Origin of the sequence: Myxococcus hansupus, from assembly GCF_000280925.3 — a bacterium.
GTDB lineage: Bacteria > Myxococcota > Myxococcia > Myxococcales > Myxococcaceae > Myxococcus > Myxococcus hansupus.
The window spans coordinates 1,675,559-1,691,159 of the sequence record NZ_CP012109.1 but is presented as its reverse complement, the minus strand read 5'-3'; the positions used below and the strand labels follow the sequence as shown (position 1 = coordinate 1,691,159).

Sequence of the window (15,601 nt, the reverse complement as noted above, 5' to 3'; positions counted from 1 at the left end):
CCCGTGACGGCCGACACGCCACGCCGCGAGCCGCTGCGCCGAGCAGGCCACCTCCTCCGAGACCTCTCACGGGTCCGTGAGGCCCTGCACCCCGGCGGAGTGGAAGCGATTGTCGCGGCACACCTTCCGCCCTCCTGGCGGGTGCCTACCTCCGTGGCGGGCAAGCTGAGTGCTGACTCGATTCGCGATGAACTGCGCTCGGTTCTCGCGATGGGCGCCCAGGTGCTGGCTCGGATGGAGCACCTGGGCGAAGACGCAGCCCGCACCGACGCCGAACAGACCGCGCTGGAAACCGTGGTCGCCTTCTTCGGGCGCCCCGCGCTGGCCGTTCGCAATGGCAGCTTCGGCACGCCACCGGTCGGCTGGGAGGTCCTGGAGCAGCACCGCGCGGACATCGAACGGACCATCGACGCCACGGGCCGCATCGAGTTGGTGGGGTACGGAATGCTCGGCACGGGCTTCCTCGTCGCCGAGGACCTCGTGATGACCAACTGTCACGTGGCGAAGGAGTTCTGCCGACGGGCAGCAGACGCGTGGGTGCTGAAGCTCGGCGTGGTGCCGCAGGTCGACTGGTTGGGTGAACACCTGCGTGACGCGCAGGCGGCGTTTCCAATTGCGGGCGTCGCCGCCCTCCACCCCGTCCACGACCTGGCACTGCTGCGCCTGGGCACCGCGAAGGGGGCTTCGTTGTGCCCTGCCCCTCTGCGCCTTGCGTCGCAGGGGCCCAGTGATGCGGCCTCCCGCGCGCTGTACTGCGTGGGCTACCCGATGAAGGACCACACCCGGACGCCGCCCGAAGTGCTACTGCGCATCTTCTCGGACACGTTTGGCGTGAAGCGGCTCCAGCCCGGGGAGCTGCTCTCACTGGATCCGGCCCAGCAGCAGCTCGCGCACGACTGCTCCACGTTGGGAGGCAGCTCCGGCTCTCCCATCGTGGACCTGGAAACGCACGCCGTGCTGGGACTGCACTTCGGCGGCACCCGGCAGGAGAACCACGCCGTCGCCCTGTGGCAACTCGCGGAGGACCCGCTGCTGCGCCGCGCGGGCCTCCGCTTCGACAGCCCCTGACGAACGGCTACTGCGTCACGACGCCGCAGGTTCCCGTCGAGTTCGCCGCCGGCTGCCCGTTCACCACGTTCCCGCTGAAGACGTTGCTCGTGGTGATGACCAGCTCCCCCGTATGCGAGCCACGGTTGCAGGTGATGACGCCCCCTGCCCCGCCTCGGTTGTTGATGAACCGGTTGCCTCGCATGATGACCGTGCGCGTACCGCCGATGTCCTCGAGCTGAATCGCCGCGCCAGGGCCCAGCGGGATGAAGTTGCCGTCGAACAGGTTGTCCTCCAGCAAGTCATTGTCCGGCTGGAAGTAGTGGATGGCCGCGCCGCCGCCCAGGTCGTAGATGCCCTGCGGGTTCGGCCACGTGAGGATGGGGCGCTCCCAGAGGTTGGTCGTCAGCGAACCACCGAAAGCCTCCACTGAATTGCCCCGGAACGTGTTGCCTCGCAGCACCGTGTTGCGCCCGTGCGTGATGCACACCGCCCCACCGCCCGACATGGAGTAGGTGCCCCGCTGCGCGAAACGATCGACCTCCCAGATGCGGTTGTTCTCGAAGACGGTGCGCTCCACGCGCGAGCCATCGGTGAACATCAGGTCCAGCGCGCCACAGTTCGCGGAGGATTCGTTGTCGCGGAACACCGAGTCCGTAATCGTCACCGGCCCCGGGTAGAAGACCCACAGCGCGCCGCGCGTCCAATCACGGTCGCCGTTGTATTCGTTCTTGCGCACCTTCTCGAAAATCATGTGCTCGAACACCGGGTGGCCCGAGCCTACGGAGCTCTCGCCGTAGAAGTTCATGCCCCACCAGCCATAGGGATTGGTGGACGTCAGCAACACCGGCGACGCCGCCGTCCCGCGAACCTGGATGGCTCCGTACACGCGCACTTCCACGCGGCCCGCCTGGTGGTTCATCACGTTGTCGGGTGATTCCGGGTCCACGTCGGCCTCGGTCACCTCGGGCCGGCCACGGAAGTCCAGGATGACGCCCGGGTCCACCGTGAGGACCTGGCCTCGGGGAATCGTCACCACCCCGTTCGCATTGCCCACCACCCGGTACGGAGAACCCGCCACCGTGAGCCGGCCGGACAGCGTCCCCGTGATGATCGTTCCTCCGTCCGACGGAATCTCGGGCCCCGCGTCCGGCGAGCCGGCATCTGTTCCGCTGTCCGGCGTGCCGGCATCTGTTCCGCTGTCCGGCGTACCTGCGTCGGTGCCGCTGTCCGGCGTGCCCGCGTCGGTGCCACTGTCCGGCGTGCCTGCGTCGGTGCCGCTGTCCGGCGTGCCCGCGTCGGTGCCGCTGTCCGCACTACCCGCATCGGTGCCGCTGTCCGGCGTGCCCGCGTCGGTGCCGCTTCCGGCATCAGTCCCGCTGTCTGCTGCGCCCGCGTCCACATCCGAGCCTGCGTCGGACGTGCCTGCGTCGGTGCCGCTGTCCGGCGCTCCCGCGTCGACATCCGAGCCAGCGTCCCCAGCCCCCGCGTCGGTGTCGCTCCCTGCGTCGTCGCCGCCGCTGCCCGCATCGTCATGCGTGCCCGCGTCGTCGCTTCCCGCGTCGTCATCCGGGCCCGCATCCCGCGTCCCCGAATCCGCGCCGCCGTCACTCACGCCCGCGTCACCACTCCCCGGAGGAGGCGGTTCGTTCGGCTCCGGCGAACACGCAGCGAGCACCAGCAGCAAAGGCAACGCGAACAGCGACCGCGCGACACGGAGGGCATTCATGCCCCCTCGCGCTAACACGCGTGCGACGCGGCTCGCAAACAGGGTCCGGGCGACCCGGGGCGGGTACGCACTGCTGGGCCGGACGATGTCACCCTGTTAGAAGCGCGCGCATGGCGAAAGACGTTCTCGTGCTCTCATATTCGGGCTGCGGCACCTGCAAGAAGGCGTTGAAGTGGTTGCAGGAGCAAGGTGTCACCCACCAGGTGCGCCCCATCGTCGACATGCCGCCCACCGTGGCGGAGCTGAAGCAGTGGATTGCCCGCAGCGGCGTGTCGGTCCGCAAGTGGCTCAACACCAGCGGCCAGAGCTACCGCGCGCTCGGCAAGCCCAAGGTCGATGCGGCCAGCGACGCGGAGCTGGTCGAGTGGCTCGCCGCGGACGGCAAGCTCGTGAAGCGCCCCGTGCTCGTCACCGGCGACACCGTCCTCGTGGGCTTCAAGCCCGAAGCCTACGAGCAGCTCTTCGCCTCGCGAGGTTGAGCGTCCGCAGTCAGGCGCACGGCCTGTCGCCTCTCGCCGAGCGGGGTATCGCGTGACGACTTCATGTCTTCATGGAGACCGGTTCACGACGTCCGCTCGGCGAGATTCTCCTGGAACAGGGAGTGCTCAACCGCGCCCAGCTCCGGGTCGGACTCGTGCATCACCACGAGGTCCACGTCCCGCTCGGCCGGGCGCTGGTACGCGAGGGCCTCTGCTCCGACGCCGACGTGCTCCGGGGACTCTCCGTGCAACTCGGCGTGGACGCGGTGGACCTGGAGCACACCCCACCCGACGCCGGACTGATGCGCCACATCCCCATCCGCCTGGCGCGGCAGTACCGCGTCGTCCCGCTGCGCATGGAGAAGGTCCTGCTGGACCAGGGCGAGCGCGAGGTCCTGCACGTGGCGCTGCCCGCCCCCGTGTCCCTGGAAGCCGTGGACGCGGTGCGCGCCGTGTCCGGACTGCCCCGCGTCGAACCCCACATCGCGTCGGATACGGCGTTGGACCAGGCCCTGCTGCGGCTCTATGGCATCCAGCCCGCCGCGGAGCCTTCCGCGCCCGCCGCACCCGTGGCCGGTGGGCCGCTGCTGCTCTACGGCTGGCCTCCCGTCACGGCCGTGCTCATCTCCCGGCTCCTCGCGAGGCACGGCCTCCAGGCCCGGATGGCCTCCCCCTTGGAGGTGCTGCACACCCGGCCGGAGGACATCGTGCTGGCGCCCCTCCAGGCCATGGAGGGACTGCTCGCGGGAGAGGTCCACATCGAGGGCGCGCTCATCGTCCACGGCAGCTCGGACGACGAGGGCTTCGAGCGGGCCCGGGAGCTCGGGGCGCGTGGCTTCCTGGCCAGCCCCCGCGATGAGCAGCTCCTCATCAGGGCCGTCCGCCGGCTGATGCCCCATCGGCTGTCCGGCGGCCCGGACCCGGCGCCCCACTCGCATTGAGCCGGAATCGCAGGGCCTCCAGGTCCAGGTGCGCCCGAGGTGCGCGTCGGACTCACACGCCCTGAGAGAAACCCAGGAATCGATTCTCAAAAAATGAAGGTCCCAAGCAACTCCGGATTCTGATCTCGGAAAATGAGAACAGATGGTGCCCTTCCGGGCGCCGAGGAATCTCGCCGGAGCCCCCATGTCCCCCCGCATCGGAAACCGCTCGCAGCCGCTCCCGCCGCCGCCTCCCCCGCCGCCGGCCCGCGACCCGCGAGTTCCCCCGCAGGGCGGTCGCAACAACCCCCGCGTTGACACCCAGGCGTCCGCGTCGGGTTCCGTGGAGCAGCCCCGGCACAGCGCGCTGAGCGGCCAGTCCAGCTTCACGGCGGGCGGCGCTCGCACCGACGTGAGCGGCACGGGTCCGGGCGGCATCGACACCCGCGCGCACGTCCAGGGCCCCACGTTCACCGCGGATGCCTCAGTGGACGCGGACATCGGCCTGTCCGGCATCGACGTGAGCGTCGACATCGACATCGAGGCCAACCTCATCGAGGCGGGCGCCGGTGCCTCCAAGACGGTCGAGTTCGAGATCGCCGGTGAGGAGTACTCGGTCGAGCTGGACCTGGAAGCGCTGGGCAAGATTGGCGCCGAGGGAAGCATCGAGCTGGACCTGCACGTGGGCACCGACGGCAACGTGTCCATCAACGCCTCGGCCTCCGGCTTCGCGGGCGCGCAGGCCAGCCTGACGGGCTCCATCGAGCTGAAGCACGAGGACAACACGCTCGCGTCCGGCAGCATCACCGCCAGCGCCAGCGCGGGTGTCAGCGGCGACGCGCACGCCAACATCGGCATCAACAACGGCAACCTGGAGTTCGACGTCGGCGTGGAGGCCACCGCGGGCCTGGGCCTCGGCGTGGAAATCGAAGGCTCCGTCAACCCCGGCAACGTGCTGAGGGCCGTGGGTGAGACGGCCGCCGCCGCCGGTGGCGAGGTGCTGGAGAACGTGGTCGACGGCGCCATCAACGCGGGCGGCGCGGTGGCCGACGCGGCGGGCGAGGTGTTCAGCAACGCCGCCGACGCGGTGACGGGCTTCGTCGACGACGTGGGCAACGGCATCAAGGACGCCTGGAACTTCATCACCTAGAGCGTCCGTCCCGAGGTAGCGGTACCCACCTCCCGCGACCGGAGCTAGAGTCAGGGGCCATGGCTGTCTCCAAGCTGGCATCCTCCGCCGCGCGCCTCATGAAGCAGGGCTTGCTGAAGGAAGCAGCCCTCGACTTCGAGCGCGCCATCGAACAGGACCCGAAGGACGCCAGCGCCCTGCTGGGGCTCGCGCGGCTGCGTCTGGCGCAGCACGACGAACCCGCGGCGCGGGCCTTGCTCCAGAAGCTGGTGGCCCTGCATCCCACGCATCCGGAGGCCTTGAGCCACCTGGCCCGGCTCGACGCGGAGAAGGGTGACGCTCGCCAGTTGGACCTGCTGGCGGCGCTCGCCTCGCAGCCCAAGGCGGGCTACTTCGAGGTGGTCAATCACGGCCGCGCATTGCTGGCGCATGACCGTTACGCCGCCGCCATTCCGGAGCTGGAGCGCGCGCTCCAATTGCTGCCGGGCAATGCCCAGACGCTGACGTACCTGGGCATGGCGTACCAGGGCGACCAGCAGTTGGACCGGGCGCTGCGCCGCTACCAGGAAGCGGCTGAAATCAACCGCACGGAGCACCTGCCGCTCCAGCTCGCCGCCCGCGTGCAGTTGCTGCAAGGGCACGTGGGCGCGGCCATCGTGACGCTGCGGCAGGCGATTCTGCGCAGCCCCCGGGAGACGGCCCTCTTCCGGGAGTTCGCGTCGCTGTGCCTCATGGCCGGCGCCCCCGACGCGGCGATGCGGGCCGCCATTGAAATCCGCCTCCAGCTTCCCGACAGCGCGGACGCCATCTACCTGCATGGCATCTCCGCCTTCGTGGCCGGCAAGGACGAGGACGCGGACCGGATTCTCCGTGAGGCGCTCGCCAAGGCCCCGGACTCCGCGCCGGTGCGCATCGCGCTCGCCAAGGTGCGCCGCAAGCTGGGTGATGACGCGGAGGCGCGGACGTTGTTGGAGGCCGCCGTGGCCGGAGACCCGACCGACGTGGGCGCCGCCAATGACCTGGCGGTGCTGCACCTGTCACGTCCGGGAGGCGCCGCCGCCGCGCGCACCGTCCTCGCCGAGGCATTGAAGGCGCACCCGGACGACACGGACGTGCACCTCAACATGGCCCTGGCTTTGGCGGACAGCGACAAGGCCCAGGCCGTCACGCACGCGAAGCGCGCTCAGGCCAGCCACCGCCGCGACATCCGCGAGCAGGCGGAGCGCCTGATCACCGCGCTCGGCGGGAAGTAGGGCCCGCGGCCTCACGCCGCTAGCCCTGGAGCAGCCCCAGCACGCCGAGCACCTCGGGGTACACCTTGTTGGCGAAGTAGCGGCCCCCCGCGATGGTGAAGTGAACCCCGTCCTCCATGCGCAGCCGCATGGGCTTGCGGAACCCATCCACCCGGGCCTGCCGCAGCGCGCGGCCCTTCGCGTCGGTGAAGAACGGGCGCGTGTCGAGATGCACCGCGTCCTGGCGGGAGGAGATGACCTCGCGCTGGACGGTGCGGATGAGGCCCAGCTTCTGCTCGAAGCGCTTGAGCCCCGTGGCCGGCAGCTCCAGCCAGACAATCTTCCTGCCCGGCGAGGCGAGGACGCCCAGGAACTTCTCCATGCGCTGGCGGTACCCGGACTCCCACTCCGCCTTGCCCCAGGGGACGGGCTTGCCACCCTGCGTGTCCTGGAGCGACTGGCCGTCGTTGCCACCGAGAATCACGATGACGACGTCCGGCTGGTGGCGCTCCACCTCCTCGCGGCCCACGTCCATCCAGTCGAAGAAGTCGGGACGGGCCAGCCCGGTGGAGGACTTCGCGCGGCGAGCGGACTGGATGCGCGGGTGCGCGTCCAACTGCGCCTGGAGATACTCACCGAAGCCGGTGGCGATGAGGCTGTCGCCCAGCAACAGCACCTTGTGCTTGCGCGCGACTTCCTGCGCGGGCGCGGCGGCGGGGAGCGGCGCGGCGGGTGCAACGGCGGCGGACGAAGCCTCCTGAACGGAGGCGGCCGACACGGGTGCCGCGGAAACAGCAAGAAGGGTGACGAGTAATCGCGTAAGGCGGTTCTGCATTGGCGCCCGAAAGGTAGCGACCCTTGGGCCATCCGTACATCCCCCTCCGAGCCCACCTCAGGCGGCGCTGCTCGCCACACCAGTGAGAGCTGGTCGCACCGTGGGCGAAACGTCCGCCGCTGTCGGGCCCAGGGCGTCCAACCAGGGCAGGAGGAGCCGGGCGCAGTCTTCCGGGTGGGTGAAGTACGGCACGTGCCCCGCGCCCCGCAGCAGGTGCAGGGGCGTCCCGGCCGGCAGTGACGCGGCGAGCCGATTCACCGTGCCTGGCGGCACCAGCACGTCACGCGTCCCCTGGATGCAGACACACGCCACCGGCAGCTTCCGAAGCTCTGGAGGCGGCGCTTCGCCGTGAATGGCCAGCGCGCGGTGCCACGTGGAGTCGCGCTCCAGCGCCGTGGTGGGGACCACCTCCGGCACGCGGGAGAAAGGCACGGGCGTCCCCGCGGCGAGCCCCGCCGCCACGACACCAGGCCGGGCCCACCGGGCGATGGGGCCCATCATCCCGATGGCGAGCCCGCGCAGGCCCAGGTGCTCGGTGCGGGTAAAGGCGCCCAGGAACGCCACGCCTCGCGCGGCCCCGCCGCCGCGAGGTGCGCGGCCACCATGCCGCCAAAGGAGCTGGCCACCACCGCGTCCAGGGCGCCAGCGGCCCGCAGCACTTGCCGAGCCAAGGCCCCCGCCCCGCACGCGGCCGCGAGGCCCTCTGGATACTCGACCAGAACGGGTCGACACACCGGCTCCAGACACCGGGCGAGCGCGAGGAACCCCGAGCCACGGGCACCGAGCCCCGGCAGCAGGAGCACCCTGGGCCCCCGCCCCTGTCCCAGCTCGGTCAATTGCACCTCTCGACGCATGTCACTCCCTCGCGAACGCGGCGGGGAACAATCGCCGGCGCACCGATTCTGCCCCGACGGGCGCCCCGCCTGCGTTCCGGGCGGGCAGCCCGGACTCACGCCCCCATCGTCCGCAGCGAGGCCACCCGGCCCAGCCCCAGGAAGGCCCGCGTGCGCTCATGGTGCGGACTGGCGAGCACCCGCTCGGGCGGCCCCTCCTCGATGATGCGCCCGCCGTACAACACCAGCACCCTCGAGGCGAGCTCCCGCGCGAAGCGCATCTCGTGCGTCACGGAGACCAGCGTGAGGCCCTCCGAGCGGAGCTGCTCCAACAGGTCGATGAGCGCGCCCACGCGCTCCGGGTCCAGCGCGCTGGTGGGCTCGTCCATCAGCAGCACCTCGGGCTCCATCGCCAGCGCGCGGGCAATGGCCACCCGCTGCTGCTCTCCACCGGAGAGTTCGGAGGGATACGCGTCCTGGCGGTGGGACAGGCCCACCTTCTCCAGCAGCTCCCGGCCCCGCTCCAGGGCCTCCTTCCGCCCCACGCCCTTCACGTGCAGGGGCGCCTCCGTCACGTTGCCCAGCGCCGTGCGGTGCGCGAACAGGTGCCACTGCTGGAAGACGAAGCCCACGCGGCGGCGGATGCTCCGGACCTTCTCGCCCTGCGCGCGGACGTCGCCCGGCGCCAGCGCGTCCGAGCCCACCCGCACCACGCCCGCGTCGAAGGACTCCAGGCCATTGAGGCAGCGCAGCAGCGTGCTCTTGCCACCACCGGAGGGGCCCACGAGCGCCGTCACCTCGCCCGGTGCGAAGGTGGCGTCGATGCCATCCAGCACCAGCCGCCCGTCGTAGCGCTTGCTCAGCTTCTCGACTTCAATCATCCGCGCTCCAACCTCGCTTCCAGCCGCCGCGCCAGCCGGGACAGGGGATAGCTCATCGCCAGGTACAGCAGGGCGCACAGCGCGCCCGGAATCAACCAGCTCCGAACATCCACCGCGGTAATCGTCATCCGCTTGGTGAGCTCCACCACGGAGATGACGGAGACCAGGGAGCTGTCCTTCAGGAGCGCGATGAAGTCGTTGGTGACGCCCGGCAACGCCACACGGAAGGCCTGGGGCATGATGACCCGCCGCAGCGCCAGCCGCAGCGGCATGCCCAGCGCCAGCGCCGCCTCCAACTGCCCGCGCGGCACGGCGAGCACCCCCGCCCGGTACACCTCCGCCTCATAGGCCGCGTAGTTCAAGCCGAGGCCCAAGATGGCGGCGCTGAGCGGGTCCAACCGGAGCACCCCCGCCAGCCCGTAGTAGAGGACGTAGAGCTGGAGCAGCACCGGCGTGCCCCGGAACAACTCCACGTAGGTGGTGGCGAGCCGGCCCGCCCAGCCAGGCCCATACAGCCGCGTCAGCGCCAAGCCCACGCCCAGCGGAATGGCGAGCACCATGGCCCCCGCCGACACCAGCAGCGTCACCACCGCAGCCTGGAGGAACAGCACCAGTTGTCCCCAGCCCATGCGGGCGGTGTGCGTATTGGACAGCACCTCGCGCGTCTGCGCGTCCGTCCAGTCCACCATCCGCTGCTGCGCGGCGCTGTCGATGCCCCACCGCTGGAAGATGGCGCGCAGCTCGCCGGACTGGGCAATGCGCCCCAGCGCCGCGTCGAGCGCCGCCCGCAGGTCATCGTCCCCCTGCCGCACCGCGATGGCGTAGTAGCCCTCACCCACGTCGCCCACCAGCCGGAGCCCCGGGCGAACCTGGCCGTAACGCTGCGCGATGATGTCGTCCATCAACACCGCGCGCACCCGGCCCTGCTCCAGGTCGATGTAGGGCTCCTCGACACCTTCGTAGGGCACCGCCTCCACGCCGCTGCGTTGCAGCAGGTCCCACGCCAGCGAGTTGGCCAGGGTCCCCACCCGCTGTCCCCGCAGCGCCGCCATCCCGGTGACGGCCGCGTCATCCTGGCGGGCCAGCAGCCGCAGGTTGAAGACGTAGTACGGCCGCGTGAAGAGGATGCGGCCGGAGCGCGCCGGGGTGACCTCGATGCCGTTGAGCGCCACGTCGAACCCGCCGCGCTCCAGGGACGGGATGAGGTTGGACCAGTCGTTCTGGACGAAGCGGGCCTTCACGCCCAGCTCCCGCGCGAGCGCCTCCGCCAGTTCCACCTCGAACCCCCGCATGCCCCCAGGGGCATCCGGATCCTCCATGGCGTAGGGCTCGCCCCCCTGCGCGTCGGCGCCCCAGCGCAGCTCCCCCGTGCGGCGAACCCGCGCCAGGCCGGAGTCCTGCTCCGCGCCACACGCCGGCAACCACGCCAGCGCAAGCAGCGCCAAGAGGGAGGGCAGGAGGAATGAAGCACTTCTCGTCTGGGACAGGGACGCCCTCCTGACTCGCTTGCCGGGCCCCCGCCATACGACAGCCGCCGCCCCACCGCCAGCCACGCCTGACAACGCATTCCCGCACTGGTAGGTCCCTGAACACGAGCGGCGACCCGCCGACTCATGACCTGGGGTTTCCAATGGCGTGGTGGACGTATGCCCTGCTCTCCGCGGGCTTCGCGGCGTTGACGGCGGTGCTCGCCAAGGTCGGAGTGGAGGGTGTGCCCTCCACACTCGCCACCGCCCTGCGCACCGTCGTCGTCCTCATGTTCGCCTGGGGCATCGCCCTGGCACGAGGTGAACACCACGCCCTGCCCTCCATCAGCCGCAAGACGCTCCTCTTCCTCGTCCTCTCCGGCGTGGCCACGGGCCTGTCGTGGCTGGCCTACTTCCGAGCACTCCAACTGGCCCCCGCCTCGCGCGTGGCGCCCATCGACAAACTCAGCCTGCCGCTCACGGTGCTGCTCGCCTTTCTCATTCTCCACGAACCCCTCTCATGGCGGCTGGGAATGGGCGTGGCGCTGATGGTCATCGGTGCATTGCTGACGATTAAATGAAACCAGAGCGAAACGCGTCGCGTATGGCGCCCGGTGGAGATGAAGCAATCACACCCACCCTGTCGCAGGTTCGGGCCTGACCCTGCAGTCATTTTCCAGACTCGGGGATTTTCCGTAGGAGCCCGTCTAGAGTGCGCGCCCGAGGAGCCACGTTGTCATGGAAGCGTTCAAGGTTTTGATAGTTGACGACGAACCCCCTATCGCGCGCGCGTTGCAGCGGCTGTTCCGGCGAGAGGGATTCGAGGTCCAGATTGCCTTCAACGGCAACGAGGCACTGGAGCGGCTGGAGGGGTTCCATCCGGACATCGTCCTGACGGATTTCCGGATGCCAGGAATGACGGGCAGCGAGCTGCTCCAGCGCGTCAAACGCAGCCATCCGCTCGCGCTGCGCCTCATCATCTCTGGCTATGCGGACTTCAAGTCCGTGGTGGCCTCGGTGAACGAAGGCGAAATCTGCCGCTTCATCAGCAAGCCCTGGGATGACGCGGAGCTGGTGAGCTACCTCAAGGGCCTGCTGCGGCACCGCGAGACGATGGCCAGCCTCTTCGCCCCCTTCCGGGGCGTTCGCGACGGGGTGAACGCGGAGGTGGGCATGTCGGAGGCGTCCATGGTCCTCAAGGTCCAGGTCGCCGACCCCTCCTTCCCAGCCGAGCAGGCCGTGTCCCTCATCGAGCGCTTCGCCGGGCTGCTGGCCGACGACAGCCTGAAGGTGGTGGGCGGGCTGCTCGAGCGCTATGGCGGGCGGCTCTCCTTCATGGCCGACGTGGGCGGCCCCCAGCGGCTCAAGTTGGAGGTCCCCGTCCCCACCGTGGAGGCCACCAGCGCCCTCCGCCCAGGCATCCGCGACGCCTGAATCACGCCGGGCTTTTCAGCCCTCGTCGCGGCAACGCATCGCGTCATCCGAATTCACCGAAGGGAATTTCCCCGGCGCGTTCTCCCCGAGCGCAGGGGGCGCTCCACGCGTGGAACGAATTCGAATGAGGGAACCAGAGGGGTCCATTCCGGTGGGCGACGGGCAACACCGCCAGTTCGAAGCGTTCGCGCGTGCGCGGCGGCCAGGGCTGCTCCGCATCGCCCGGCGCCTGTGCGCGGGCGGGGGAATCGACCCGGAGGACTTGGTCCAGGAGACGCTGGAGCGCGCGTACCGGAACTTCGACCGGCTGGAGGGGGAGAACGCCGGCGCGGTGAGCGTCTGGCTGAGCACCACCCTGAGCAACCGGTTCCTGGACCACTGCCGCCGGCGCCGCACCGAGGTCCTGGGCGCGCCGATGCTGCGCCTGGTCCAGGACGTGGACGCGCAGGGCGAGGCGGCGCCATTGGAGCGCTGGGAGCGCGTGTCCCGCGACGAGTTCCAACGCGCCATCGATCAGCTCCGGCCCCCGCACCTCCGGGAGGCCTACCGGCTGCACGTGGCGGGGCTGCGGTACCGGGCCATCGCGCAGCAGCTCCGCTCGACGGAAGGAACGGTGGGACGCTGGCTCACCGAAGCGAGACAGGCGCTTCGGCGGCTGCTGGGCGATGATGATGCCTCGCGAGAAGGCATGGCCGAGACATGAACAGCGCCTGCGACAACCTGGAGCGCTTCCTCGACGGCGAACTGGCGCCCGCGGACGCGGAGAACTTCCGCCACCACCTGGCGCGATGCGGGCCGTGTGAGTCGCGCATGAAGGAGCTGCTCGCCCTGGAGCTGCTCGCGGACGATGCGCTGAACACCGTGGAGACGCAGCCTGCCCGCGCCGCCCCGTCCTGGCGCGGCAAGCCGTGGCTGATGGTGGTACCCCTGGCGCTCGCCGCCGGGCTCGCCGTGCTGATGCTGCGTGTTCCCCGTTCGGAGTCCGGCGACCCGGGCTCCGAGCTGTGGCTGGCCGACGCCACCACCCGCCCCCTCGAAGTCCGGCTGACCCATCCCGGCGCGGATGGGCACCGGCCCTATGACGTGATGCGCAGCGCGGGCACCCCGCCGCGCGCCCTGGCCCTTCGTGAGCTGGCGCGGCTGGAAGAGGCCGCGGACCACCGGGGCATCGGCTCGGCCTTCCTGCTGCGCGGAGACCTGGCCCAGGCCACCGCCTTCTTCGACAAGCTGCCCCACTCCCCGGACGTGGACACGGACCGCGCGGCGTTGGCGCTGCAACAGGGGGAGCCGGAGAAGGCGCTCACCTTGCTGGAGCGGGCCCTGAAGACGCGGCCGGGCCATGCCCAGGCGCTGTGGAACCAGGGGCTCGCGTTCCAGCGGATGGGCCTGCCGCTGCGCGCGGCCGAGTCCTTCGAACAGGTGGCCGGCCTGAAGGAGCGCGGCTGGAGCGAAGAGGCCGCCCAGCGGGCCCAGGCCCTTCGCGACGCGGCGGTGCGGGAGCGGAAGGACTGGAAGGGCATGCGGCAGGACTGCCAGCGAATGGTGGACGGCGGTGCGCCCCTCTCCTCCGCGCAAGCGGAGGCCCTGCCGGGCATGGCGCGCGTGTGTTTCTACAACGCGCTGCGCGCCGCGGCCTCGCCCGAGCGCGTGGAGTCCCTGCGTCCCCTGGCGGTGGTGCTGGACCGGCGGGAGGACGGCACGCACCTGGAGGACCTCGTGCGCCACACCGCGCGGCGGGACTTCTCCGTCCGGGTGCCGCTGGCCCGGGAGTACGCGGGACTCACCCGGGGCGAGGTGAAGGGACCGGCCCTGGAGGCGTTCCTCACGCGGCTCCGCGAGGCCCGGCAGGAGGACCTCCTCCTGGGCGCGCTCGCGTATGCCGACCCGCGCCAGTCCGTGGAGGAGTACCGGGCCATCGCCTTGGCGACGAAGGACCCGTGGTTCGCGCTGCTCGCCGAGGAGCGGCAGGCCAAGGCGGAGGCGCCCCAACAGGCGCGGGAGCGGCTTCAGGCCGCGGTGCAGGCGTGCACGCAGTCGGGGCGGCAGGCCTACCGGTGCATGCTGATGCAGCGCGAGCTGGGACTGGTGATGGCGCGGCTGCACCGTCCCGTCGATGCCCGCACCCACTTCCTGGCGGCGCTGCGCGGTGCTCGGGACAGCCAGGAGTGGGGCTCACAACGCAACCTGCTTCAGGACCTGGGACAGGTGGCGCGGACGCAGGGCGACCTCGTGCTGGCCCGCGCGTACCTGGAGGAGTTGCTGCTCCAGACGCCGGAGGGCTGCGCGGACTCGGAGGTGGCCTTGACCAACCTCGCGCTCGCGCACCACCGGGCGCTGGACTTCGCGGGGGCCCGTGAGCTGCTCGACCGGGCCATCCAGTGCAGCCAGAAGCCCTCGATGACGCGGCTGGCGCTGCTCTCCGACCTGGCTCGCACGCCGTTCCAGAAGGCCGAGGACGCGGGGCTGCTGGAGCAGGGGCTGCGTGCGCTGCGGGAGTCGGGCACCCAGGAAGCGGGCGACCTCGCGCTGCTGCGCCACATCGAAGGGCGCTTCTTCCTGGAGCAGGACGCGCAGCGGGGACAGGCCCTGCTGCGGCAGGTGCTGGCGGAGTCCTCGAAGCTGCCGGCGGCGGACGTGAGCGCGCGAAAGGCTCGCGTCTACAGCTACACCTCGCTCATCCTCCATGCGGGGCGGAGCGGTGACCTTGGGCAGGGGCTCGCGCTCTTCGCCGAGGAGCGCGCCCTGCCCCCGCCCGCGAAGTGCGTGCTGGGCGTCACGGTGGATGACGAGCGGACGTTCGTCGTGGCCCGGGATGCGGAGGGCCGGCTCATCGGTCACCATGACACGGGCCGCACGTCGCCCCTGGCGGCCGTGGACGGGTTGGTGCCCGACAAGGTCGTTGCCGCGCTGCGCGCCTGTCCGAGCGTGGACGTGCTCGCGCGGCCTCCCGTGCAAGGGCGCGCGGGGCTGCTGCCGTCCGACATGGCGTGGTCCTACCGGATGGGGGCTCCGTCCGCGGCGCCGGCGCCCGGCGTGGCCCCTCGCAGACTGGTGGTCACGGATGTGCAGTCACCCGCGTCGCTGAACCTGCCCGCGCTCCGTGCCTGGAACGAGAACGGCGCCGACACGAAGGACCTCACCCTGCTCCGCGGCGCCGAGGCCACGCCTCCCCGCGTCCTGCAGGCCATGCGCGACGCCACCGAGGTGCAGGTCCACGCGCACGGCATCATCGACCCCTCGGTGGCGGATGCGTCCGTGCTCGTGCTCTCACCCGAGTCCTCCAGTGGCCGCTTCGCGCTGTCCACGGGAGACCTGAAGGGACAGCGGCTGCACGGACACCCCGTGGTGCTGCTCGCCGCGTGTTACGCGGGCCACACCAGTGCCTACCTTCATGAGAACTTCGGATTGCCGCTGGCCTTCATCGAATCCGGCGCGCGGGCCGTCCTCGCCGCGACGCAGGAGATTCCGGATGCCGAGGCCAACGCCTTCTTCGAGCCTGTCCTGGCACGCATTCGCGAAGGGGCTCCCGCCGCCGTGGCGCTGCGCGATGAACGCCAGGCGTGGCTGAAGCGCCACAGCAGCGCGTGGGTCCACCAGGTGCTTCTCTTCGAATAAT

At 70.7% G+C, this 15,601-nt stretch carries 14 protein-coding genes; 9 read left to right on the top strand and 5 right to left on the bottom strand.

Translation table 11 applies throughout. The features are described from left to right. Window positions 1-3: 3 nt before the first annotated feature. Window positions 4-1,068: a trypsin-like serine peptidase gene (locus A176_RS07045; RefSeq protein WP_002634776.1), complete on the top strand. Its 1,065-nt coding sequence runs from the start codon at window positions 4-6 to the stop codon at window positions 1,066-1,068. Window positions 1,069-1,075: 7 nt separating this feature from the next. Here the strand turns inward: A176_RS07045 and A176_RS07040 are convergent, their stop codons facing one another. After that, window positions 1,076-2,776, bottom strand: coding sequence for a right-handed parallel beta-helix repeat-containing protein (locus A176_RS07040; protein ID WP_002634778.1), 1,701 nt, complete (start codon window positions 2,774-2,776; stop codon window positions 1,076-1,078). Window positions 2,777-2,886: 110 nt separating this feature from the next. Here A176_RS07040 and A176_RS07035 point away from each other — a divergent pair, with 110 nt between their 5' ends. From A176_RS07035 to A176_RS07020, 4 genes are all read left to right on the top strand, one after another. Further along, entirely contained in the window at window positions 2,887-3,255 is a 369-nt protein-coding gene (locus tag A176_RS07035) for an arsenate reductase family protein (protein WP_002634780.1), read from the top strand. Window positions 3,256-3,326: 71 nt separating this feature from the next. Then, on the top strand, window positions 3,327-4,196 hold the full coding sequence (locus A176_RS07030) for a GspE/PulE/PilB domain-containing protein (RefSeq protein WP_044889549.1): 870 nt from the start codon (window positions 3,327-3,329) through the stop codon (window positions 4,194-4,196). 184 nt (window positions 4,197-4,380) lie between these two features. Further along, complete coding sequence (locus A176_RS07025) at window positions 4,381-5,325, top strand: Circumsporozoite protein (protein ID WP_226994225.1); 945 nt, start codon at window positions 4,381-4,383, stop codon at window positions 5,323-5,325. Between the two features lie 59 nt (window positions 5,326-5,384). After that, the gene (locus tag A176_RS07020) at window positions 5,385-6,557 is read left to right on the top strand and encodes a tetratricopeptide repeat protein (protein WP_002634788.1); all 1,173 of its coding nucleotides are present in this window, start codon (window positions 5,385-5,387) and stop codon (window positions 6,555-6,557) included. A gap of 19 nt (window positions 6,558-6,576) precedes the next feature. Here A176_RS07020 and A176_RS07015 read toward each other — a convergent pair whose 3' ends face one another. The 4 genes from A176_RS07015 to A176_RS07000 all read right to left on the bottom strand — a co-directional run bounded on the left by A176_RS07015 (window position 6,577) and on the right by A176_RS07000 (window position 10,530). Next, window positions 6,577-7,371 carry a DUF459 domain-containing protein gene (locus A176_RS07015; protein ID WP_063787443.1) on the bottom strand — a complete coding sequence of 265 codons (795 nt, stop codon included), beginning with the start codon at window positions 7,369-7,371 and terminating at the stop codon, window positions 6,577-6,579. 57 nt (window positions 7,372-7,428) lie between these two features. Beyond that, window positions 7,429-7,935, bottom strand: coding sequence for an alpha/beta fold hydrolase (locus A176_RS41145; protein ID WP_226994224.1), 507 nt, complete (start codon window positions 7,933-7,935; stop codon window positions 7,429-7,431). A gap of 385 nt (window positions 7,936-8,320) precedes the next feature. After that, entirely contained in the window at window positions 8,321-9,085 is a 765-nt protein-coding gene (locus tag A176_RS07005) for an amino acid ABC transporter ATP-binding protein (protein ID WP_002634794.1), read from the bottom strand. Continuing rightward, entirely contained in the window at window positions 9,082-10,530 is a 1,449-nt protein-coding gene (locus A176_RS07000) for an ABC transporter substrate-binding protein/permease (protein WP_002634796.1), read from the bottom strand. The genes A176_RS07005 and A176_RS07000 overlap by 4 nt, the downstream gene beginning before the upstream one ends. 185 nt (window positions 10,531-10,715) lie before the next feature. Between A176_RS07000 and A176_RS06995 the strand changes: the two genes are divergently transcribed. From A176_RS06995 to A176_RS06980, 4 genes are all read left to right on the top strand, one after another. Continuing rightward, a complete protein-coding gene (locus A176_RS06995; RefSeq protein ID WP_002634798.1) occupies window positions 10,716-11,132 on the top strand; it encodes an EamA family transporter in 417 nt (138 codons plus the stop codon). 157 nt (window positions 11,133-11,289) lie between these two features. Next, window positions 11,290-11,985: a response regulator gene (locus A176_RS06990; RefSeq protein WP_002634800.1), complete on the top strand. Its 696-nt coding sequence runs from the start codon at window positions 11,290-11,292 to the stop codon at window positions 11,983-11,985. 124 nt (window positions 11,986-12,109) lie between these two features. Continuing rightward, on the top strand, window positions 12,110-12,688 hold the full coding sequence (locus A176_RS06985) for an RNA polymerase sigma factor (RefSeq protein WP_002634802.1): 579 nt from the start codon (window positions 12,110-12,112) through the stop codon (window positions 12,686-12,688). Continuing rightward, window positions 12,685-15,600, top strand: coding sequence for a CHAT domain-containing protein (locus A176_RS06980; protein WP_002634804.1), 2,916 nt, complete (start codon window positions 12,685-12,687; stop codon window positions 15,598-15,600). Before A176_RS06985 ends, A176_RS06980 begins: the two co-directional genes overlap by 4 nt. Window position 15,601 lies beyond the last annotated feature (1 nt).